We start from the raw sequence: 21,785 nt of genomic DNA, 5'->3' as shown, positions 1-21,785 counted from the left end.
GGCCGCCATTTTAACAAATTCGAACGGCCCCATTTTTTCCATAGCACCTGGAGCGACTTTGCCGAAACACACACCCGAACTGGTCGCTGCCATCGATCTGGGCTCCAACAGCTTTCACATGGTCGTCGCCAGCCTGCGTCAAGGGGAGCTGGTCATCCTCGATCGCCTGCGCGAGATGGTGCGCCTCGCCGCGGGCCTGACGCCGCAGCGCAGCCTTTCCGTCGCCGCCCAACAGAAGGCCATCGACTGCCTGCAGCGTTTCGGCCAGCGCCTGCGCGACATGCCCTTGGGTTCGGTGCGGGCGGTGGGAACCAATACGCTGCGCATCGCGCGGAATGCCAATGAATTCCTGATACTGGCCGAGCAGGCGCTGGGACATCCCATCGAGATCATTTCCGGCATCGAAGAGGCGCGCCTAATCTATCAGGGTGTGGCTCATTCCCTGGCCACGGACGGCAAGCGCCGCCTGGTCATGGACATCGGCGGCGGCAGCACCGAGTACATTATCGGCATCGACAAGACACCGCTGCAAAAGGAAAGCCTGCACATGGGTTGTGTCTCCATGAGCCTGCAGCAGTTCCCCGACGGCAAGTTGACGCAAAAACGCTTCAAGCGCGCGGTGATTGCCGCCCAGATGGAACTGGAACCCTTCGAGGCCGCATTCCGCAGCGACTCGTGGGACGAGGCGGTGGGTGCCTCCGGCACCTTGCGCACGGTGGAGAAGCTCCTGGTCAGCTCCGGCTGGAGCAAGGGCGGCATTACCCTGGAGGGACTCAACCGGCTGGTGGACGCGCTGTTAAGCGCGGGACATCATGACAAGCTCAACCTGCCGGAACTCAGCCTGGACCGCAAACCCATCCTTCCCGGCGGCGTGGCCATTTTGTACGCGACCTTCAAAAGCCTGGGCATCCAGCACATGAAGGTGGCGGAGGGCGCACTGCGGGAGGGCTTGCTCTACGACCTGCTCGGACGCATCAATCAGGAGGATATCCGATCGCGCACGGTGGCCGCGGTAGCGAGCCGTTATCACGTCGACCAGAAACACGCGGCGCGCATTCGGCAGACCTTACGCGACTTGGGGGCGCAGGTGGCAAGCTTTGGCAGGGTTGAGGCGCCCGAGGCGATGCAATGGCTGGAATGGGCCGCGGATTTGCATGAGATTGGCCTTGATATAGCGCATAGCCAGTTTCATAAGCACAGCGCGTACATCATCGAAAACGGCGACCTGCCCGGATTCTCGCGGCAGGATCAGAAACTGCTGGCCGCCATCGTGCGTGCGCATCGGCGTAAGCTGCCGACCAAGCTCCTCAAGGAACTGCCCGCGCCCTGGAGCGTCGCAGCCAAGCCCATGGCCATCCTGCTGCGCCTGGCGGTGCTGCTGAACCGCAGCCGGCATGCGACGCCACTCCCAAGAATGGCGCTGACGCTTTCGGAAACCCAGATGAATCTCAACTTTCCGGTCGGATGGTTGGACAGCCATCCACTTACTAGTGCCGATCTGGAAGAGGAAGCGGTCTATCTTGCCTCGGCGGGGGTGAACCTGCGGTTTTCCTGAACGCGGGGAAGCTGAATCGCTGCCGCGTACCGCTCAGCCCGTCATTCTGCCGGTTGTTCCGGATAGAGTTGGAAACAGGCCTCGCGGATGAGGTTGGCGGCATAGGAGCTCGGTGTGTTTGTCCCAAACTCCGCCAGGCATTCGGCGACGGTCTCCGGGCCGAGCCAGCCCGGATCAACTTTTTCCGGTGGCGTAGAGTCCGGAAAAGCCACGCGGCACTGGCTGTTTTCCGATGCGGCAACTACATCGTTCTGCACGTCCGGCAGGCGTTCCAGCAGGCACTCATGGTAGTTTTCGGGGCTGGAAAGAATCCCGGCACCGCTCGCCGTGCTGTAGAGCAGGCATGCGGCGAATGCGGGAATAAACTTCATGGCTTTGAGTGAGACGGTCGCATACATGAGGCAGGGGCTCCGCTGACAGGCAAAAGGGGTTCGGGAATGGCCGAGGAAACCGTATTGTTCAGCGCTTCAGCCAGGTGTTCACCAGTTCCACGTCTTCCCGCCGAAGGCTGCTGGCGGACTGTTTCAGAACCAGGCTGCTGACGATGTAATCATAGCGTGCCTTGGCATAATCACGTTGAGCACGATACAGATTGCGCTGCTCCGCCAATACATCGACCATGGTCCGTGTACCTACCTCAAATCCCGCCTCGGTAGCTTCCAGCGCACTCTGTGCCGATGTGACTGCCGCCTTCAAGGCTTTGACCTGACTGATGGAGGACAGCACGCTTCGGTAGGCATCCTTGGTTAGCCGCGTGACGCTGCGCCGCTGCCGGTCCAAGGCATCCTTCGCGGCGGAAAGCTCGTGCTCGGCCTGGCGCACCTTGGAATTCACGGATCCACCGGCAAACAGCGGCACATTCACCTGCATGCCCACGACTTCGTTGTCGTAGCGTATCCCGTTAATGCGGTTGGTGTCGGAAAAACCGGCCTGGCCGACGAGATCCAGAGTGGGCAGGTGACCCGCAAACTGCAGGTCGATGGCTTTCTTGGCCAGATCTGCCGTATTCTGGGCCGCGATGATGTCGAAATTGCTCTCCTGGGCGCGGCGGTTCCAGTCATCCAGATTGGCGGGCTGGGGCGTGCTCAGCGGAATTTCCGGAGCAAGGTGCGAGAGCGGGCGTTCCTGTTGGCCAATGATCTCCCGCAAAGCCTCGCGGGCGTTGTCCAATTCATTCTCTGCCCGGATCTCGTTGGCATTGGCCAGGTCGAAACCGGCTTGTGCTTCGTGCACATCGGTGATAGCGATGAGGCCCTCGTCGAAGCGCGCCTTGGCCTGTTCCAATTGCCGCTCGATGGCTACGCGTTCGGCGTGGGCGAATTCCAGACTGTCTTCGGCGAAGAGTACATCGAAATAGGCCCGCGCCATGCGTACGATGAGATTCTGGTGTTCCGCCGCGTACTGGGCTTCTGCCCGCGCGACCTGGTTATCCGCTTGGCCCAACTGTACCCAGTAGTCGTGATGGTAGATGGGTTGGGTCACCTGCAAGGTGGCGGAACTGGTCCAGAAATTCTGAAAGCCCTGCTGTCCTGGAATGAAGGTGGTACCTGTGTTGAAGTAATTCTTGCTCATCTGCGCAGAGACGCTGATGTTGGGCAAGAGCCGCGCAACGCTCTGCGGTATGGATTCGAGCACGGAATCGCGCGTGGCCTCCGACTGGCGCAACGTCGGGTCGTTTTGCAGGGCTAGGTCATAGGTTTCCGTCAGATTTTCGCCACGGGCCGGAGAAAAGTTCAGGGCAAGCGCTAGCGCAAGGCCGGACGCCTTTGGTCTGGCATGCCGCAGGTTGATCACGGGTAGACGATGTTCACGCGGTCAGTCCCCACATGCTTGCGCAGCCGTGTCAGCAGCTCGCTTCCGGGGTGGACACGCCAGGCTTCGCCCAGCTGTATGAGGGAACGGGCCTTGCTTCCCTGGTATTCCACCAAAATCGGGCAGCGCCCGCCCTGGAAGGGCCGCAATAGGTCTGACAGTTCCGCAGCCAGGTCGGGACCGGATTGGGGCTGCTCCGGCCAACGGATGACTAGGTTCTTGGCGAAGTGCTCGCGGGCCTGGTCGATATTGTACAAATTCTCCGCGGTGAGGCGCAGTTGGCCCGAGAAGTCGTCCATGCCCAGGCCGCCTTCCGCCACGATCAGAACATCCTTCAATAGATTATCCCGCACTTTGTCGAAGACTTCGGAGAAGACCGCGACTTCAAGTCTTCCGGTGCGGTCATCCAGGCTGAGGAAGCCCATGCGCTTGCCGTTCTTGTTCTGCTTGGTGCGCAGGTCCACCACCAATCCGGCCACCACGGCGCGCACCTCGCGTTTTCCGTATCCGCGCTGCTCGCCGCCTTCCACGCTAAGTTTGCCAAGACGCCCGGTGATGAAATGGGCCAGTTCACCTTCGTACTGGGTGATGGGATGGCCTGTCAAATAGAGTCCCAGAGTCGCCTTTTCCTGCACCAGCCGCTGGTCTTCCGGCCAGGGCTCGACTGGCGGGGTTGCGGCGGCTGGCGCGGCTGCAGGCGCCGACTCCATGATCAGGCCGAACAGGTCGTTTTGCCCCGTGGCTTCCATGCGGCCGTGCTGCTCGGCGTTTTTCAGGGCATCCGTCAGCTGCGCCATATGCTGGGCCCGGTTCGCGTCGAGGACATCCAGGGCGCCGGCGCGGATCAAAGCTTCCAGTACCCGGCGATTGGCCTTGCGCAGATCGATGCGCCGGCACAGGTCGAACAGGTCGAGGTAAGGCCCGGCACTTTCGCGCTCGCGAATGATGTCCTCGATGGCGTTTTCCCCCACGCCCTTCACGGCGCCGAGCCCATAGACGATCTGGCCGGCGTCGTTGACGGTAAAGCGGAACTGGGAGACGTTGACATTGGGGGGCACGATGGCCAGGTTCATCTCCCGGCACTCCTCGATCAGCACCACCACCTTGTCGGTGTTGTCCATATCGGCGGACAGCACGGCGGCCATGAAGGCAGCGGGGTAGTGGGCCTTGAGCCAGGCCGTCTGGTAGGAGACCAGGGCATAGGCGGCGGAATGGGATTTGTTGAAACCGTACTCGGCGAACTTCTCCATCAGGTCGAAGATGTAGCTCGCCGTGGCTTCCTCCACATCCCTTTCGACAGCGCCCTTGACGAATATCTCGCGCTGCTTCGCCATTTCCTCGGGCTTTTTCTTGCCCATGGCGCGGCGCAGCAGGTCGGCGCCGCCCAGGGTGTATCCCGCCAGCACCTGGGCAATCTGCATCACCTGTTCCTGATAGACGATCACGCCGTAGGTGGGCTTGAGGATGCCTTCCAGGCTGGGGTGGGGGTAATCCACCTTGGCCTTGCCGTGCTTGCGGTTGACGAAATCATCCACCATGCCCGATTGCAGAGGCCCCGGGCGGAACAGCGCCACCAAGGCGATGATGTCCTCGAAGCAGTCCGGCAGGAGGCGCCCGATCAGTTCCTTCATGCCGCGTGATTCGAGCTGAAACACGGCGGTGGTGGCCTTGCGCTTGAGCAGGGCGTACGTGGCGGGGTCGTCCCTGGGAATGTGATTGATGTCCAGCGCCTCAAGACTTTGCTCGGTACGCTGCCGGTTGACCGTCTCCATGGCCCAGTCGATGATGGTGAGGGTGCGCAGGCCCAGGAAGTCGAACTTGACCAGACCCACCGCTTCCACGTCGTCCTTATCGAACTGGGTCACCAGATTGTCGCCGCCCTGCTCGCAATACAGCGGGCTGAAATCGATCAGCCGGGACGGCGCGATAACCACGCCGCCCGCATGCTTACCGGCGTTGCGGGTGATGCCTTCCAGGGACTTGGCGAGGTCGATTAGGGCCTTGACCTCCTCGTCCATGTCGTAGAGCTTTCGGAGGTCCTCGCTTTCCTTGAGCGCCTTGTCCAGGGTCATGCCCAATTCAAAGGGTATGAGCTTGGCGATGCGATCGACAAAACCATAGGGATGACCCAATACGCGCCCGACGTCGCGCACCACCGCCTTGGCGGCCATGGAACCGTAGGTGATGATCTGGGAGACGCGGTCGCGGCCGTAGTGGCGTGCCACGTAGTCGATCACTTCGTCGCGCCGCTCCATGCAGAAGTCCACGTCGAAGTCGGGCATGGACACGCGTTCCGGGTTGAGGAAGCGTTCGAACAGGAGTTCGAACTGCATGGGGTCCAGATCCGTGATCTTGAGCGCGTAGGCCACCAGAGAGCCTGCGCCTGAGCCGCGGCCAGGTCCTACGGGTATGCCATTGTTCTTGGCCCATTGTATGAAGTCGGCGACGATGAGGAAGTAGCCGGGAAACTTCATCTGGTTGATGACGTCAATTTCCACGTCCAGGCGTTCTTCGTAGGGCTTGCGCTGTTCCGCGGGCGCTCCCGGCATCAGCACCGCCAGCCTTTCTTCCAGTCCGGCGCGCGACTGGGCCGCGAAGTAGTCCTCGACGCTCATGCCTTCGGGTACCGGAAAATCCGGCAGGTAGTTCTTGCCCAGGGTCAGCTCGAGATTGCAGCGCTTGGCGATCTCGACGGTGTTTTCCAGGGCTTCGGGGATGTCGGCGAACAATTCCGCCATCTCCTCGGGGCTTTTCAGGTACTGCTGGTCGCTGTACTCGCGCGGACGCCTGGGATCGTCCAGCACCCGCCCCTGATGGATGCAGACACGGGCTTCGTGGGCATCGAATTCGGAGGGCTGGAGGAAGCGCACGTCGTTGGTGGCCACCGGCGCCACGCCGAATTCCGAACACAGTTCCAAGGCGGCGTCCAGGTACGCCTCTTCGTGGGGTCTGCCCGTACGCTGCAGTTCCAGGTAAAAGCGGTCGCCGAACAGGGAGTGCATGCTCTCGAGGGCACTGCGCGCCTCGTGCGCGTTGCCTGTCAATAGCGCCTGGCCGATCTGGCCGGCCATCGCGCCGGACAGGGCGATGAGGCCTTCATGGCGCTCCGCCAGCCAGTGGCCCATGAGCATGGGCACGCCCTGGTGCTGGTTTTCCTGGTAGCTGCGGGAAATCAAAGCGGTGAGATTGCGGTAGCCGGTTTCGTTCTGGACCAGCAGGGTCAAGCGGTGGGGCGCATGGGCGTCGGACTCGTTCAAGATCCAGACGTCCGTACCCGCGATGGGCTTGACCCCTTCGCCCATCGCTGCTTTGTAGAACTTGACCAGGGCGAACAGATTGGACTGGTCGGTGACAGCCACCGCGGGCATGCCCAATTTAAGCGTCTGCTTGACCAGCGGCTTGACGCGGACCAGGCCGTCGACCAGGGAATATTCGGTGTGTACGCGGAGATGGACGAACGGTGCGTGCATGGAATCTCAGGCTAATCTCGGTTTTCTCGCCAGACAGTGCCAAGGAATTCTATTGCCGCGCAACCTCACGGGCTGTAGCGGAGTCGAACAGGAGCCACGGCGTGCGTCCGGCGGCTAGGCCGTCGCCATGTCGGACAAGCAAAGTTGCAAGGCATTCTCCCAATTCGGCAAGCGGATGTCGAAGGCCTGCGCCAGCTTCTGATTGCTCAGCGCCGAGTAGGATGGACGTCGCGCCGGCCGGGGGTAGGCGGAGCTAGGTATGGGCTCCAGACGGGCGCAGTCCGGTGGCAACAGGCCGCGGGCGATGGCTTCGGCACGGATGGCCTGGGCGAACCCGTACCAGCTGGTTTCGCCGCCGCAGGTCAGATGGTAGATGCCTGAGGCCTCCACAAGCCGTTCGTAGTTTCCGCAACGGGCAAGGAGCAGGGCAGTAGACTCGGCTAGCATCCGGCTCCAGGACGGTGATCCGCGCTGATCGTCCACGATCTGCAGGGAGTCACGCTCCCGCATCAGGCGCAACATGGTCAGCAGGAAGTTCTGTCCACGCCCGCCATATACCCAGGCGGTGCGGAGAATCAGGTGCGCACAGCCGGTCTGCGCGATGGCAAGCTCACCTTGAAGCTTGCTGCGGCCGTATACGCTGGAAGGGCCGGTGAGGTCGTCTTCGGTGTAAGGGCTCAGACCGTCGCCGGGGAACACGTAGTCCGTGGAGTAATGGACCAGCGCAGCGCCGATGGTTCGGGCTGCCTCGGCCAGCACGCCGGGCGCGGTGCCATTGATCTGAAAGGCGAGCGTCTCCTCCTGCTCCGCCAGGTCCACCGCCGTATAGGCTCCCGCGTTGACGATCACTTGGGGTTGAACGGTGTTGGCGGCCTTCCGTAGCGAATCCGGATCGGCCAGGTCCACCGGCAGGGCCGGGGAGCGGCGGTCCAGGGCCACCACATCTCCCAGGCAGGCCAGGCTGCGTTGCAGTTCCCAGGCAATTTGCCCCTCGCGACCGATCAGCAGGATCTTCATGGGCCCGGGTACACCGGCAGCGCCTCGCGGGGAAAGTCCCGTAGGAGAATCGCCTGCTCATCCTTGGCCGAGAGGGTAGGCGGGATCGTCAGCGGCCATGCTATGCCGATTTCAGGGTCGTCGTAGCGCAGGCTGAATTCGGCGCCAGGATCGTAAAAATCGGTGCACTTGTAGGCGAACAGGGCGGTCTCGCTGAGCACGCAGAAACCGTGGGCGAAGCCCTCGGGCACGTACATTTGCAGATGGTTGTCCTCGGACAGCAGCGCGCCGAACCACTGGCCAAAGCTCGGGGAACCCTGGCGGATATCGACCGCCACGTCGAACACCTCCCCTTGCAGGGCCTGGACCAGCTTGCCCTGGGGGTTGGGATTCTGGAAATGCAGCCCGCGCAGGATGCCGCGCCGGGAGAAGGACAGGTTGTCCTGGACAAATTCGAGATTCAAGCCCGCATCGGCGAATGTCCTGCGGTTCCAGCTTTCCTTGAAAAAACCGCGCGGATCGCCGAACACCTTGGGTTCCAGCAGCAGGACGCCGGGCAGATTCGTTTCCCGGACCTTCATAACGGGCCTCCCTGGCGAATGAGCTGCTTCAAATAGAGCCCGTACCCGCTCTTGTTGAGACCGTCGGCCAGCGCTTCCACCTGGCCGTTGTCAATCCAGCCCTGGCTCCAGGCGATTTCCTCGGGACAGGCCACTTTGAGGCCCTGCCTTTCTTCGATGGTCTGGATGAAGTTGGAGGCCTGCATAAGGGAATCGTGGGTGCCGGTGTCTAGCCAGGCGATGCCGCGACCGAGCCTGTCCACCCTAAGTTGTCCTTGCTGTAGGTACAGGTTGTTGATGTCGGTGATTTCCAACTCGCCCCGAGCCGACGGCTTGAGTTCACGGGCCATGTCGCAAACCTGGGCATCGTAGAAATACAGCCCAGTGACCGCGTACTGGGACTTGGGTGCTGCCGGCTTCTCCACCAGCGCCGTAACCTTGCCTTCGTGGTCGAATTCCGCCACGCCATAGCGTTCCGGATCCTTCACCCAGTAGCCGAACACCGTGGCGCCCTCGGTGCGCTCCGCGGCGGTCAGCAGGTATTTCTGGAAGCCGTGGCCATAGAAGATGTTGTCCCCCAGAATCAAACAACTGGGGTTGGAGCCGACGAATTCGCGTCCGATGACGAAGGCCTGGGCGAGACCCTCGGGCCTGGCCTGCACGGCATAGGTGATGGACATGCCCCATTGTGAACCGTCCCCCAGCAGTGCCTGGAACAGAGGCTGGTCATGGGGCGTGGTGATGATCAGCACCTCGCGCATCCCCGCCAGCATCAGCACGGAGAGCGGGTAGTAGATCATCGGCTTGTCGAACACCGGCAGCAGCTGCTTGCTGACGGCGAGGGTGAGGGGATGCAGGCGGGTGCCCGAGCCTCCGGCCAGGATCAATCCCTTACGGCTGGCACTCACGCGGCGTTCTCTTCGGGTTCCAGCCCCAGTCGTTCTCCGAGATAGCTGCCGTCCATCACGCGGCCGGTCCACTCGCGGTGATCCAGATACCACTGCACCGTCTTGCGTAATCCGGATTCGAAGGTCTCTTCCGGTTCCCAGTCCAGGTCCTGGCGGATCTTGCTGGCGTCGATGGCGTAGCGCAGATCATGCCCCGGACGGTCGGTCACGAACTGAATAAGTTGGCGGTGAGGGCGGTGAGGCGAACCGGGTACCAGTTCATCCAGCAAGTCGCACAGGGTATGGACCACGTCCAGGTTGGTCTTCTCGTTGTTGCCGCCGACGTTGTAGACCTGGCCCGGAACGCCCGATTCCAGCACCCGCTCGATGGCCCGGCAATGATCCTCCACATAGAGCCAATCGCGGATGTTGGCGCCTTTACCGTAGACCGGGAGGGCCTTGCCTGCCAGCGCATTGTGAATCATCAAGGGGATCAGCTTTTCGGGAAACTGATAGGGCCCATAGTTGTTGGAGCAATTGGTGGTGAGCACCGGCATGCCATAGGTATGGAAGTAGGCGCGCACCAGATGGTCCGATCCGGCTTTGGATGCGGAATAGGGCGAATTGGGCTGGTAACGGGTGGTTTCCGTGAACTTGCCGGTTTCACCCAGGCTGCCGTAGACCTCATCGGTGGACACATGCAGGAACCGGAACGCGCCCGATTCGGGCCTGGGCAACTGCCGCCAGTACTGGCGGGCTGCCTCCAGCAGATGGAAAGTGCCGAGCACATTGGTTTGTACGAAGGCTTCCGGCGAATCGATGGAGCGGTCTACATGGCTTTCCGCCGCGAAATTGACGATGGCTTCGGGCCGGTAGCGCTGCAGCAGGTAATCGAGCAAGCCGTGGTCACCGATGGAGCCGAGTACGAATACGTGGTCCGGGTTATCCTTGACGCTTTCCAGCGTGTCCAAGTTGCCTGCGTAAGTCAATGCATCCAGATTGATCACCTGGATGCCACCCCGCGCCATCTGCCGCAGCACGAAGTTGCCGCCGATGAAGCCGGCTCCGCCGGTCACCAGCCAGGTTCTGGTTCTTGTCATTCTCCCCCAACTTTCCTTTGCATCATGCCTTTAGAGGGATTGTACCCGATCACGGCCAGCAGCAGGAAGGTGGCCAGGGCGGCGGCGGTATGTAGGCAGGCTGGCAGGTTGAACTGCTCGTAGAGGGCGAAGCGGATCAGTTCGACGGCCTGAGAGAACGGGTTATAACGGGCGAGGGTTTCCAGCAGCTCTGACGACTCCTGAATCTTCCACAGGGGGTAGAGGGCGGTGGACAGGAAGAACATGGGGAAGATCACGAAATTCATGACTCCGGCAAAATTCTCCAGTTGCTTGATGAACGAAGACAGGAGCAGCCCCAAGGCGCCAAGCATCAATCCCGAGAGCACCAGGGCGGGTAGCAAGGTCAGGTAGCCCTCGGGCGGCGCTTGGACATCGTAGAACCAGGCCACCGCCAGGAAAGTGTAGGCCTGCAGCACCGAAACCAGGGTGCCCGCGAGGAGTTTGCCCAGCAGCAGAAACCAGCGGGGCAGCGGGCTGACCAACAGGGTACGCATGCTGCCCATCTCGCGGTCGTAGACCATGGAGAGAGAGCTTTGCATGCCGTTGAAAAGCTGGATCATGCCCAGCAGGCCGGGTGTGATATAGACCTCGTACAGGATGTAGGTTTCGTAGGGCGGTATGATCGCCACTCCGAGGGTGGAGCGGAAGCCCGCGGCGAAGATGAACAGCCAGACCAGGGGGCGCACCAGGGCGGAGACGAAGCGCTCCCGCTGATGCACAAAACGGTAGAGTTCGCGCAGCACGATGCCATTCAGGGCGCGCAGATAGTGCAACGGGCTCATGCAGCGCCTCCCGTGAGTGCGGTAAAGGCATTGTCGATGGTCTCGCTGTGGCTGGCGGCAAGCACCTCGGACAGGCTGCCATCCGCGCGGATCGTGCCTTTGTGCAGCACGATGATGCGGTCCTGCGGGTAGATCTCGTCGATCAGGTGCGTGGCCCATAACACGGCAATTTGGCCATCCAGGCAAAGCCCGTGCACGTAGTCGACGATGGCCTTGCGGCTGGGCACATCCAGTCCGACGGTCGGTTCGTCCAGCAACAGCAGGGAAGGCCTGTGCAACAAGGCTCTGGCGATTTCCACGCGTCGGCGATGGCCGCCGTTGAGCTGGCGAATCTTTTCCTTGCGGCGCTCGAACATGGACTGACGTTCCAGTTCCTCCCGGATGCGCGCGTCCGCCTGCTTCCGGCTCAGGCCGTGCAGGGACGCGTGATAGCGCAGGTTCTGCTCGACGCTGAGGTCGAGGTCCAGTGTCGGTTGCTGAAACACGACGCCGAGCCGCGCCAGGGCCTTGCGCGATTGCTGCTTCAACTCGAATCCGGCGATTTCCACGAAACCGTCCCGGCTGTCGTAAAGGCGCGTGATCAGCGCGAACAGAGTGCTCTTGCCGGCGCCATTGGGGCCGAGGAGGATGGTGCAGGTGCCTTCGGCAAGCGTGAAGTTCACGCCATCCAGGGCGCGGCGATTCCCGTAGGCGTAGGAAAGGCCGGCTACCTTGAGCGCCGGCGCGGAAGACTCATTCATGGCTTGACGGCAATGCCCCAGGGATATTGGCCCACGGCGACGGATTTCAGGACCTTGTGTTTCTCCAGGTCGATGATGGAGACGTCGTTGCTGACGCCGTTGGTGGTGTACAGCCGCTTTTGGTCCGGTGAGAACTCCAGATTCCAGACCCGCTGCCCCACCAGCAAGTATTGCAGCACCTCGAGCTTCTGGGCATCGATCACCGCGACCCGGTTGGCGGGGCCTAGAGCGACATAGGCATAACGGCGATCCTTGTCGACGCGCATGCCGACCGGCTGGATCTTCTCCTGCGTCACCCCCGGTATCTTGAAGCTGAGCTTCTTGATCGGAGTCTTCGATTCGACGTCGAATACGGTCACGCTCCCCGCGATTTCCGAACTCACCCAGAGTTGCTTGCTGTCATCGGTGAAACGCGCCGAGCGGGGTCTTGGGTCGACAAGGGAATTTTCGACGATCTCGAGCTTGGCCCGGTCGATCCAATGGGCCATGTTGGTGGTCTCGCTGGTGCTCGCCAGCCAGCGTCCGTCGGGGCTGACGGCGATGCCTTCTGGCTCGACGCCCACGGGAATCGCCTTGATGGCCTTGCGCGTGGCGGTGTCGATCACCGTGACCTTGTTGTCGTCCTCATTGGAGGCGTAGATCTGGCTGCCGTCCGGCGCGATGGCAAAGGTTTCCGGATCGTCGCCGGAAGGCAGCTTGCCTGTGACTTTCAGTGTGCTGGAGTCGATCACCAGGATGGTATTGTCATCGCTAACGGCCACGTAGATCGACTTGAAGTCCTTGCTGATCTCGATGCCGCGTGGGCGCTTGCCGATTTTGACGGTCTTGGTGAGTTTGCCCGACTGCGCATCCACGAGAGCGAGGGCGTTGTCCTTTTCCAGGGTCACAAACAGGGTTTCACTGGCCAAGGCCGCTTGATTGGCGAAGGCGGCGGCCATCGCAAGCACAAAAGTGATCTTCATCGGTATCGGTTCCTAGGGTGCCAGGTGGCATTGGCTCTCGGGCTGGTCATATCCCAAGGTGTCCAGTTCGGTCTTGGGGTGCAGAAATCCCTCGATGGGCGACACCGCAATCAGAGAGTGTGCGGCGGCGAGCAGCACGGGCTGCCTCAGCTGGCCATCCCAAGGGCGGAAGGACAGGGGAACGCCCTTGAATCCCGCCAGGGACAGCTCGGGTCCGCGCAGGAAGCCGCGGATCGGTTCGAACTGCATGGTCTTGGTGCGTGTCGCGGCCTCGCCGATGGCGCGCACCGCCAGCCAGGCCGCGTAATCGACCTCGCTCATCCAGACGCCGGTCAGGTCCTTGAAACGATTTTGCAATTGGATCGCGCCCCATTGCTCATGGGTGTAATGCCAGCCCACGGGCATCAGCCCTTGAGTGCCGGCCACGGGACGGGACAACCAGGTACGGTAGCTGAGAAGGTCGCCGAAAGCGCCCGATTCATCGGCCACGACCAGGATGTCGTATTCGACGCCCTGGGTGAAGACGGGAATCTCGGACTCCGGTGTGCGGCGCTCGTCGAAGGTATGCTGCCAGGGACGCTCCGCCACGATCTTCAGGCCGAAGCGCGCGGCCGCCCTGCGCACAGCGGCGGCATACGCCTGGTCCGCGGCTTCCGGCCCCACGGCCAGCAAAAGCTTTTGCCAGCGCTTTTTTGACAGGTATTGCGCCAGGGCGTCGGCGCGCATGGCTCGGCTTGGGAGCAGGTGCAACAGATTCGGCGAGCAGGCGACGCCGCGTAGTTCGTCGTCGCTGCTGCCGATGTTGTAGATCAGCGCATTCTGAGCCTCCGGCAGGGCGGCGATGGCCTTGATGGCGTCCGCCGGCAGATTGACGATCAGGTGGCGGAAGCCCTGCGCCAGCATCTGCCGGGCTTTTTCCGCCGGGGCTACGTCATCGGTGATTTCGGCTTCGAGCAGTTCGAAGTGCTGGCGGGTGAATTGGCCGGTGGTGTTATTGTCCTGGGTCCCGAGACGCGCCCCCTGCATACCGCCACTGCGGTCCTCCGCGATGAAAAACGGCGGCTGAGTGAGGGATGGCGTGGATGCCGGATGCAGGAACGCAATTTTGAGGGCGTCCGGCGCAGGCGTTGCGGCGGGTGTCGGCGGCGGTTTCGTAACGCCCTTTTTAGCGGCGGCCTGGACCGACCCATAGGCCAGGAGACACAGACAGACGATTAAACACGCGCTGCGCAGGCGGCACAGGAACGCTTGCGGAAGGGCTTGGGGGTCGTGGTTGGACGTGCCAGTGTGGCGCATCACTTTAGGATACCGAAAACTGCCGTTGCAGACGAGGCTTCCGGTTGGCCCGTTCAGGAATCGGGAGCTTTTCCCAATCGACGCGGCGCCATCGGAATCGTAGGCATGGGCGAGGAAGGATGGCTGTACGGGCAATACTTGACCTGTCGACTTGGAAACTGGGCTTAATGAAATTGCCTAGATTTATAAGGCAATGAAATATATGCAGTTAATTTGGATTGTGCTCGATTGGTGAAACAAATTAGATCGGAACAGTAGACATAGCCATTTTTTACTTTAGACTTTGCCCCAGTTTCACGGAAGGGACTCGATGTTAAAAGTCGTCAAAGAGGAGGAGCGCCTTCAAGGCGTCGAGAGAACTATAACAACACGTTCGTTATGCGTCGCTTGTACAGGCGGCACCGTAGCATTCGATAAAAAAAATAACAAAATCAAACGCCCGCATTATGCGGGCTTTTTTATGGACAAAAAAAAGCGACCTGTGGGGTCGCCAAAAAGGAGGAGAAATGAGCAGGGAGGGTACATGGGAGCACGGTCCAGACCGCGCTCATCAGTTGGTATAAATTATTGCAGATTTAGTGAATTATTGTGATCAGAAGTTCTTATGATTACGATAAGCGCTTGAAGACAAAAGCTTAATCCGACAAGGATTGTCCTTGGGGTTCATTTATCCAGGCGGCGCGGATTGCCGGATCGTGTCACCTTCATCCTAGTACTGGCTTGAAATCACGGGGCCGGCGCGTGGCGCGGCGGCCCCGTGTCTCATGCAGAATCAGCTCAATCCTTGCGGGCAATCAGGCCGAATCGTCGGGGGACTGCGAAGGGGCAGTATCCGGCTCCGCGTCTGACGTTGCCTCGGATGAAGCGGCACCGCCCTCTCCAGACTGGGATTCGCCGCGCCGCGTGTTGTAGCGCCGGTCGCGGCGCCCACGTCCACCGCGGCGCTTACCCGCGGCGCGACGCGGTTCCGCAGCTTGCGTCGGCGCATCATCGGCAGCCTCTTCTTGCCGGGCATCAGGCTCATTGACCGCTTCCACAGCATCCGCAGCGCTTGAAGGCGATGGTGTTTCAGTCGGCTCTGGGGCGAGGTCCTGCTTGGGTTCAACCCAGTCGATGTAGTGGGGGTTCACTTGAGCCGACTTGGGTCGCTGCGGGTAACGCCGGTGCGCCGTCGCTTGAGTTTCGCTCGCGCCTTCGGCGGCTACCGGCGCATGGGAAGGCGGTTCGGTCTCGTCCGTCGGGCTGGGCTGAATGGCTTCAGGGACCGCATAGGATACGGGTTCTGCGGCGAAAGTCGGCGCTGGTTCGACAGCCGGCGCCGCATTTTCCGTATCGGTGGCCGGAAGTGCGGCGCGCTCGCCGCCGTTACGTCCACCATTGCCATCGCCACGGCGTCCGCGGCGGCGGCGCGAGTTACCGCGTTTGCCCGGGTCGCGCCGCTCCCTGAGTTGTTTGCTTTCATCGGATTCCGCCTCCCGGGTCGTGGAGGGTTCGCCGGTGCTGGCCACGGCGGCTGCAGGAGCTTTAGGTGCTGGCGGCGGGGGCGGACGCCTTTCGGACCGCTCGCCATGACGGTGCGGCTGTTGCGGGCGCGGCCGTCTTTCGGTTTCGCGCGGGCTCTGTGGCGGTCGTGGCCTCGGTTGCGGCGCTGGCGCTGGCACTGCCGTAGCCTGGACTTCCGCTTCGTCTTCCGGGCGCGTTCCGGTAATGATGCTGAGAAAGCGCTTGATGAAGCCGCCGCCTTGCGCCGGAGGTGCCAGATCGGGCTTGCCCTGGCCCATTGGCGCCGGTGAAAGCGGCATGAATTCCTTGATGGCTGGCTGCTCCGCCGCCGCTTGGCTCTCCCGCGCAAACTGCGGCAGTGCGTTTTCCTCCCGCTTGATCAGCTGATAGCTGGGCTTGCGTTCGACGTCTTCCTCCGAGGGGCCACTGCGGATGCGCTGCACTTCGAAGGCCGGTGTCTCCAAGTGTCTGGCGGGTATGATGATGATGGAGACATCCTGGCGCTGTTCAATCTGCTCGATGACCGAGCGCTTCTCGTTGAGCAGATAGGTGGCGGAATCAATGGGAAGCTGAGCGATGATCTTGTCGGTGTTCTTCTTCATCGCTTCCTCTTCCAGGAGGCGAAGTACCGAGAGCGCCAGGGATTCGACATTGCGGATCGTACCCTGGCCCTTGCAACGGGGGCAGGTCAGCAGCGTGGCCTCGCCCAGAGAGGGGCGCAGGCGCTGCCTGGACATTTCCAGCAATCCGAAGCGCGAAATCCTTCCCAGCTGAATGCGGGCCCGATCCGATTTGACGGCGTCGCGCAGCCGGTTTTCCACCGCGCGCTGATTGCGTGCCGCCATCATGTCGATGAAGTCGATGACGAACAAACCGCCCAGATCGCGCAGCTTCAGCTGGCGGGCAATTTCATCGGCGGCTTCCAGGTTGGTGTTGAGGGCCGTCTCCTCGATATCTCCGCCCTTGGTCGCCCGCGCCGAATTGATATCGATGGTGGTGAGCGCTTCGGTGTGGTCGATGACGATGGCACCGCCCGAGGGCAGCGGCACTTCGCGGCTGTAGGCGGTCTCGATCTGGCTCTCGATCTGGTAGCGGCTGAACAGGGGTACGGAATCCTGATACAGCTTGGCCTTGTTGATGAACTGAGGCATCACCTGTTCCAGGAAGCTGCGCACCAGCTTGTGGGTTGCGGGGTTGTCGATGAGGATTTCATCGATGTCGCCGCGGAGGTGATCGCGTAGGGCGCGGATGATGACGTTGCTCTCTTGGAAAATCAGGAAAGGCGCAGCCTTTTCCTGGGCGGAGCGGTCGATCGCTTCCCACAGTTGCAACAGGTAGTTGAGGTCCCATTGCAGTTCTTCCACGGATTTGCCGCCGCCCGCCGTCCGCACGATCAGGCCCATGCCCTCCGGTATTTCAAGGCCACTCATGACCTCGCGCATATCGGTGCGGATTTCTCCCTCAATGCGCCTGGAGATGCCGCCCGCGCGAGGGTTGTTGGGCATCAAGACCAGATAGCTGCCCGCGAGGCTGATGTAGGTCGTGAGCGCCGCGCCTTTGCTGCCGCGTTCTTCCTTTTCTACCTGCACCACCACTTCCTGGCCTTCTTTGAGCAGGGTCTTGATGTCGCGGCGGCTGATTTCCTCGTCCCCTTGCGCGGCGAGGTAGGCGGGAGCGATTTCCTTGAACGGCAGAAAACCGTGACGCTCGGCTCCGTAGTTGACGAAGGCGGCTTCCAGGCTGGGCTCTATGCGGGTGATGGAACCCTTGTAGATATTGGACTTTTTCTGTTCTTTGGAGGGGATTTCTATGTCAAAGTCGTATAGTTTCTGTCCATCCACCAACGCAACTCGCAATTCCTCGGGCTGCGTGGCGTTGATTAACATTCTTTTCATTCGGCTGTTCCTTTAGCGTCTTGCAAAGAAACGTTTTAGCCAAATCGCGCGGCAACTTCCTTTCGTGAATCAAAGCGGTCTGTTGTGATTTTTCGTATCAGCATACCGTGACGCCAACATCCTTTGATATTCTTATGGAAATCCGCCGCTATTGCGCGGCTTACGTTTTGCCCCGGATGGGGGCGAATCTGATTTCTTTGTTCAACGCCCTGCTCGCTCATCGTGGGTCGAGCGAGAATAAAACCCTGTCTAGCTTAAATTATTAAGTTTGTTCTTTATGGCGCGGAATGGCCTTATGTGCCGTTTCTACGCAGGCCTGCCTTACGTCAGGCCGTCAGGTTCGGCCACCGGTCATCATTTGAATCCGCCCGTGGCACTTATCGCATCCAGCCGCGACGTGCACGCGATGCAGCAGGGGTTCGGTCTTCCAACGGGTTGAAGGATGCGTGACATCGCTCCATGCAACCAATGGGTCGGATGCTGGGCGGCCTGCGCGTCACTGGTGTTTGCCCCGCGCGCCGGGCAGCCGAGACGAACCCGATAACAAATATAACAATCATAAGATACAGCATCAATTCAACAAGTAAAGCTGATAATATGGCGCGCATGAAAGCTTCTAGCGAGGCGCCCGCCAAGGCCAGCCTGATCCAGATCGACGCGGACTCCGCCGGCCAGCGCATAGACAATTTCTTATTCACCCGCCTTAAGGGTGTTCCCAAGAGCCACATCTATCGCATCCTGCGCAGTGGAGAAGTGCGGGTCAACGGCGGACGAAGCCAGCCCAAACGGCGACTGGACGCGGGTGACGTGATTCGGATTCCGCCGCTGCGGGTGGCGGAGCCGGCCGCCATTCGGGTTTCGCCGGAGTTGGTCCGCGCGCGCCTGGAAAATAGCCTCCTCTACGAGGACGATGACTTGCTGGTGCTAAACAAACCCGCGGGCATGGCGGTGCACGGGGGCAGCGGACTGAGCTTCGGCCTGATCGAGGGCCTACGCATTCTGCGGCCCGAGGCGCGCTTCCTGGAATTGGTGCACCGGCTCGATCGCGATACCTCGGGCTGCCTGCTGATCGCCAAGAAGCGCAGCGCATTGCGGATCCTGCACGAAATGTTTCGAGACGAGCGGCAGGTGCACAAGCATTACCTGGCCTTGCTGAGCGGGGCCTGGGCGCGCAAGCAGATGGTGGTGGACGCGCCGTTGAAAAAGAACGTGCTGCAGAGCGGGGAACGCATGGTGCGCGTGGCACCCGATGGCAAGCCGGCACAGACCGAGTTCCGAAGGTTACGTGCCTATGCCGAGGCTACCCTGGTGGAGGCGAAGCTGCTGACCGGGCGCACCCACCAGATCCGCGTGCATTCGCAGTCCATTGGCCATCCCATCGCCTGTGACGAGCGCTACGGGCATGCCGGCGCGAACCAGCGGTTCCGGGAATTGGGCCTGAAGCGCCTGTTTCTGCATGCGGCCTCGCTGTCATTCCGTCATCCCGGTTCGAATCGGGAACTGAATATCGAGGCGCCGCTCGCGCCTGACCTGGCGGCTTTCCTGGAGCGCTTGAGTTCGTGAAGGGCCGCTACGAGCTTGTGGTATTCGATTGGGATGGGACCTTGTTTGACTCCGTCGGCTGGATCGTCGAAAGCATTCAGCAGGCGGCGCGGGCCTGCGGCGCCGCGGTGCCGGAAGCGGGAGCCGCACGCGAGGTGATCGGTCTGAGCCTGGGCGAAGCCATGGCGGCATTGTTTCCAGGCGTAGAAGGCGATTCCGCTGAAGACCTCATGCGCGAGTACCGCCGCGTGTATCAATCCCGGGAGTTCGGGGTCCAGGATTTGTTTCCGGATGTTCTGGACATGCTGGATAGGCTCCGCGGAAGCGGCTTCCGCCTGGCTGTCGCCACCGGGAAAACCCGCGACGGCCTGCGCGCCGCCCTGCGGGCGACCGGAACCGAGCCTTTGTTCGACGCGGTGCGGAGCGCGGATGAAACCGCTTCCAAGCCGGACCCCAGGATGCTCATCGAGATCATGCGCCAGGTCGGGGTGGAGGCCGAGCGCACCCTGATGGTAGGGGATTCCGTGCACGACCTGCGCATGGCGAAAAATGCCGGTGTCGACGCCGTGGGCGTCACCTGCGGTGCCCATGCTGGGCATCGTCTGGCGGCCCTGGAGCCGGTCCTGTGTCTGGAGCGAGCGGCGGAACTGCTGCCTCATCTGATCTGAGGCGCACGTTAGTCCAGGCTATCAACATGTCCCAATAGAGGCAGATGATGAGTGAAGAATACAACGGCGGATCGTCTTCCGAGCGGTCGGCCTGGGAGCGCGAGGTCATGGAAAAGCTGCTCATGGCTTCGGTGACCGAGCACCGCCGCACCCGGCGTTGGGGTATCTTTTTCAAGAGTTTGGTGCTGGTGTATGCGGTGGTGGTGCTTTGGCTGGTGGTCGAGCCTTTCGGCGGGGCCGGGAAGCGTGCCGACACCTCGGCCCATACGGCCGTGATCAGTGTAGCCGGCCCCATCATGGACGGGGCGGAATCCAATGCGGACAGCATCATCGAAGGATTGCGCGCGGCGGTGGAGAACAAGGGCACCAAGGGCGTCATCCTCAAGATGAACACGCCCGGCGGGACTCCCGTGCAGGCGGCCTATGTCTACCAGGAAATTCGTCGGCTGAAACAGGAAAAGCCGGACTTGCCCATTCATGCGGTGGTGTCCGACCTTTGCGCATCCGGCGGGTATTACATCGCGTCGGCGGCGGACAAGATCTTCGTCAATCCGTCCAGCGTGGTCGGTTCCATCGGCGTGATCATGAACGGCTTCGGCTTCGTGGATGCCATCAAGAATCTCGGTATCGAACGGCGCCTGCTCACGGCGGGCGACCATAAAGCAATTTTGGATCCCTTCAGCCAGGTCAATCCGATTGAGAAAGCCCACATCCAAGGACTGATCGACTCCGTGCATCGGCAGTTCATCGAGGCAGTGAAGCAAGGCCGGGGATCCCGTTTGAAGGAGAGCCCGGAGCTGTTCAGTGGCCTGGTCTGGACCGGTGCCCAAGGTATCGAGCTAGGACTGGTGGACGAGATCGGCGATGTGCGGTCGGTCGCCAAGGATGTGATCAAGGCCGAGGAACTGGTGGATTTCACGCCGCGTGAGCGGCTGATCGAGCGCCTTTCGCATCGCATCGGCGCGAGCTTCGGCCAGTCCGTGGCGGAAATGCTGGGCATTACCGGGAGACTGTTCTGAAGCCTACCCCTGCCGGCACGCCCGGCTCCTATGAAATCATCGAACAGACCACGCTCTACAGCGGCTTTTTCAGCCTGATCCGCCTGCGCCTGCGCCATGCGTTGTTCCGCGGGGGCTGGAGCCGGGTGGTTGAGCGGGAGTTGTTTCACCGTGGCCGCTGTGTCGCGGTGCTGCTTTATGCGCCGCGCCAGGACCAGGTGGTGCTCATCGAGCAGTTCCGGGTCGGTGCCTTGCTGGCCAACGAGAGTCCGTGGCTGGTTGAAATCGTGGCGGGGGCCATCGAGGAGGGTGAGACGCCGGAGCAGGTGGCGCGGCGCGAGGCCCAGGAGGAAGCGGGCTGCCAGCTGCGCGAGTTGTTTCCTGTCTATGAGTTCTTTACCACGCCCGGCGGGCTTTCGGAAAAGATCACCCTGTTCTGCGGCATCGTCGAAGAGCCCGTGCCGGGTGGTGTGCATGGCCTGGACGAAGAGGATGAGGACATCCGCAGCTTCGTGGTCGGCGTTGACGAGGCCTTGTCGATGTTGGGCCAGGGACGGATCGATTCAGGCATCCCCATCGTGGCCCTGCAGTGGCTGGCGCTGAACCGGCAGGATTTGCGCCGCCGTTTCGTTTGAGTCAAGATTCCCCTCCCCGCGTTTTCCTGCCGATACCGCCCTTCGTTGGCCTTCACGTCGTTCAGAGCAGCCAACCGGTTTCCGCTCGCTGAATTAGGTGTCCTTGCACTTCCCGGCCGGCCCTGCACACGTCATTAAACTGGTCTTTTTAATCTCAATTTAAAAGTCATCCGGTTCGCAAACTGCGAACAGACTCGACCTGCGAGCCATCACAAATTGTAATCTCGGGACAGCTATGGCTGTGCCGCGTGCGGAATAACACACTCAATAAGCTTGACAACCACGCCTTAACGGTTTTAAGGTATCGACTCGCTAGCTAGCGAGTCGGAACTAAGCGCATGGCCTTGGTTTCGTCGATTCGGA

Annotated in this window: 17 protein-coding genes; 5 read left to right on the top strand and 12 right to left on the bottom strand. The window is 61.3% G+C overall.

Features of this window, described 5'->3' with window-relative positions:
• Nucleotides 1–58 precede the first annotated feature (58 nt).
• Nucleotides 59–1,555: an exopolyphosphatase gene (gene ppx, locus EK23_RS12645; protein WP_045225719.1), complete on the top strand. Its 1,497-nt coding sequence runs from the start codon at nt 59–61 to the stop codon at nt 1,553–1,555.
• A gap of 41 nt (nt 1,556–1,596) precedes the next feature.
• Here the strand turns inward: ppx and EK23_RS12640 are convergent, their stop codons facing one another.
• The 12 genes from EK23_RS12640 to rne all read right to left on the bottom strand — a co-directional run bounded on the left by EK23_RS12640 (nt 1,597) and on the right by rne (nt 17,579).
• A complete protein-coding gene (locus tag EK23_RS12640; protein WP_045225718.1) occupies nt 1,597–1,953 on the bottom strand; it encodes a hypothetical protein in 357 nt (118 codons plus the stop codon).
• 61 nt (nt 1,954–2,014) lie between these two features.
• Complete coding sequence (locus tag EK23_RS12635) at nt 2,015–3,349, bottom strand: TolC family outer membrane protein (protein WP_235282037.1); 1,335 nt, start codon at nt 3,347–3,349, stop codon at nt 2,015–2,017.
• Complete coding sequence (dnaE, locus tag EK23_RS12630) at nt 3,346–6,837, bottom strand: DNA polymerase III subunit alpha (RefSeq protein WP_045225717.1); 3,492 nt, start codon at nt 6,835–6,837, stop codon at nt 3,346–3,348. Before dnaE ends, EK23_RS12635 begins: the two co-directional genes overlap by 4 nt.
• Nucleotides 6,838–6,951: 114 nt before the next feature.
• Complete coding sequence (rfbD, locus tag EK23_RS12625) at nt 6,952–7,854, bottom strand: dTDP-4-dehydrorhamnose reductase (protein ID WP_045225716.1); 903 nt, start codon at nt 7,852–7,854, stop codon at nt 6,952–6,954.
• Entirely contained in the window at nt 7,851–8,414 is a 564-nt protein-coding gene (gene rfbC, locus EK23_RS12620; protein ID WP_045225715.1) for a dTDP-4-dehydrorhamnose 3,5-epimerase, read from the bottom strand. The genes rfbD and rfbC overlap by 4 nt, the downstream gene beginning before the upstream one ends.
• Entirely contained in the window at nt 8,411–9,301 is an 891-nt protein-coding gene (gene rfbA / locus EK23_RS12615) for a glucose-1-phosphate thymidylyltransferase RfbA (protein WP_045225714.1), read from the bottom strand. Before rfbA ends, rfbC begins: the two co-directional genes overlap by 4 nt.
• The gene (rfbB, locus tag EK23_RS12610) at nt 9,298–10,380 is read right to left on the bottom strand and encodes a dTDP-glucose 4,6-dehydratase (protein WP_045225713.1); all 1,083 of its coding nucleotides are present in this window, start codon (nt 10,378–10,380) and stop codon (nt 9,298–9,300) included. Before rfbB ends, rfbA begins: the two co-directional genes overlap by 4 nt.
• Entirely contained in the window at nt 10,377–11,183 is an 807-nt protein-coding gene (locus tag EK23_RS12605; RefSeq protein WP_045225712.1) for an ABC transporter permease, read from the bottom strand. The genes rfbB and EK23_RS12605 overlap by 4 nt, the downstream gene beginning before the upstream one ends.
• The gene (locus EK23_RS12600; RefSeq protein WP_045225711.1) at nt 11,180–11,923 is read right to left on the bottom strand and encodes an ABC transporter ATP-binding protein; all 744 of its coding nucleotides are present in this window, start codon (nt 11,921–11,923) and stop codon (nt 11,180–11,182) included. The genes EK23_RS12605 and EK23_RS12600 overlap by 4 nt, the downstream gene beginning before the upstream one ends.
• A complete protein-coding gene (locus EK23_RS12595; protein WP_045225710.1) occupies nt 11,920–12,885 on the bottom strand; it encodes a PQQ-dependent catabolism-associated beta-propeller protein in 966 nt (321 codons plus the stop codon). Before EK23_RS12595 ends, EK23_RS12600 begins: the two co-directional genes overlap by 4 nt.
• Before the next feature lie 12 nt (nt 12,886–12,897).
• Nucleotides 12,898–14,181: an ABC transporter substrate-binding protein gene (locus EK23_RS12590; RefSeq protein WP_082054165.1), complete on the bottom strand. Its 1,284-nt coding sequence runs from the start codon at nt 14,179–14,181 to the stop codon at nt 12,898–12,900.
• A 794-nt stretch (nt 14,182–14,975) separates the two neighbouring features.
• Entirely contained in the window at nt 14,976–17,579 is a 2,604-nt protein-coding gene (rne, locus tag EK23_RS22540; protein ID WP_082054164.1) for a ribonuclease E, read from the bottom strand.
• A gap of 606 nt (nt 17,580–18,185) precedes the next feature.
• On the opposite strand from rne, the gene rluC reads away from it, so the two are divergent.
• From rluC to EK23_RS12565, 4 genes are read left to right on the top strand one after another with little or no spacing between them, the layout of a single operon-like run.
• A complete protein-coding gene (rluC, locus tag EK23_RS12580; protein ID WP_200892152.1) occupies nt 18,186–19,142 on the top strand; it encodes a 23S rRNA pseudouridine(955/2504/2580) synthase RluC in 957 nt (318 codons plus the stop codon).
• Nucleotides 19,139–19,789, top strand: a complete 651-nt coding sequence (locus EK23_RS12575) for an HAD-IA family hydrolase (protein WP_045225708.1) — start codon at nt 19,139–19,141, stop codon at nt 19,787–19,789. The genes rluC and EK23_RS12575 overlap by 4 nt, the downstream gene beginning before the upstream one ends.
• A 47-nt stretch (nt 19,790–19,836) precedes the next feature.
• Nucleotides 19,837–20,808, top strand: coding sequence for a signal peptide peptidase SppA (gene sppA, locus EK23_RS12570; RefSeq protein WP_045225765.1), 972 nt, complete (start codon nt 19,837–19,839; stop codon nt 20,806–20,808).
• Nucleotides 20,805–21,422, top strand: coding sequence for an NUDIX domain-containing protein (locus EK23_RS12565; RefSeq protein ID WP_045225707.1), 618 nt, complete (start codon nt 20,805–20,807; stop codon nt 21,420–21,422). Before sppA ends, EK23_RS12565 begins: the two co-directional genes overlap by 4 nt.
• Nucleotides 21,423–21,785: the final 363 nt, after the last annotated feature.

Source organism: Methyloterricola oryzae (assembly GCF_000934725.1).
GTDB lineage: Bacteria > Pseudomonadota > Gammaproteobacteria > Methylococcales > Methylococcaceae > Methyloterricola > Methyloterricola oryzae.
This window is presented reverse-complemented; position numbering and strand designations above follow the sequence as displayed.

Coding starts and splice junctions, on each gene's coding strand:
- EK23_RS12640 (WP_045225718.1), bottom strand. CDS start 1,953: ATGTATGCGACCGTCTCACTCAAAGCCATGAAGTTTATTCCCGCATTC.
- dnaE (WP_045225717.1), bottom strand. CDS start 6,837: ATGCACGCACCGTTCGTCCATCTCCGCGTACACACCGAATATTCCCTG.
- rfbD (WP_045225716.1), bottom strand. CDS start 7,854: ATGAAGATCCTGCTGATCGGTCGCGAGGGGCAAATTGCCTGGGAACTG.
- rfbC (WP_045225715.1), bottom strand. CDS start 8,414: ATGAAGGTCCGGGAAACGAATCTGCCCGGCGTCCTGCTGCTGGAACCC.
- rfbB (WP_045225713.1), bottom strand. CDS start 10,380: ATGACAAGAACCAGAACCTGGCTGGTGACCGGCGGAGCCGGCTTCATC.
- EK23_RS12605 (WP_045225712.1), bottom strand. CDS start 11,183: ATGAGCCCGTTGCACTATCTGCGCGCCCTGAATGGCATCGTGCTGCGC.
- EK23_RS12600 (WP_045225711.1), bottom strand. CDS start 11,923: ATGAATGAGTCTTCCGCGCCGGCGCTCAAGGTAGCCGGCCTTTCCTAC.
- EK23_RS12595 (WP_045225710.1), bottom strand. CDS start 12,885: ATGAAGATCACTTTTGTGCTTGCGATGGCCGCCGCCTTCGCCAATCAA.
- EK23_RS12590 (WP_082054165.1), bottom strand. CDS start 14,181: ATGCGCCACACTGGCACGTCCAACCACGACCCCCAAGCCCTTCCGCAA.
- rne (WP_082054164.1), bottom strand. CDS start 17,579: ATGAAAAGAATGTTAATCAACGCCACGCAGCCCGAGGAATTGCGAGTT.
- rluC (WP_200892152.1), top strand. CDS start 18,186: ATGAAAGCTTCTAGCGAGGCGCCCGCCAAGGCCAGCCTGATCCAGATC.
- sppA (WP_045225765.1), top strand. CDS start 19,837: ATGAGTGAAGAATACAACGGCGGATCGTCTTCCGAGCGGTCGGCCTGG.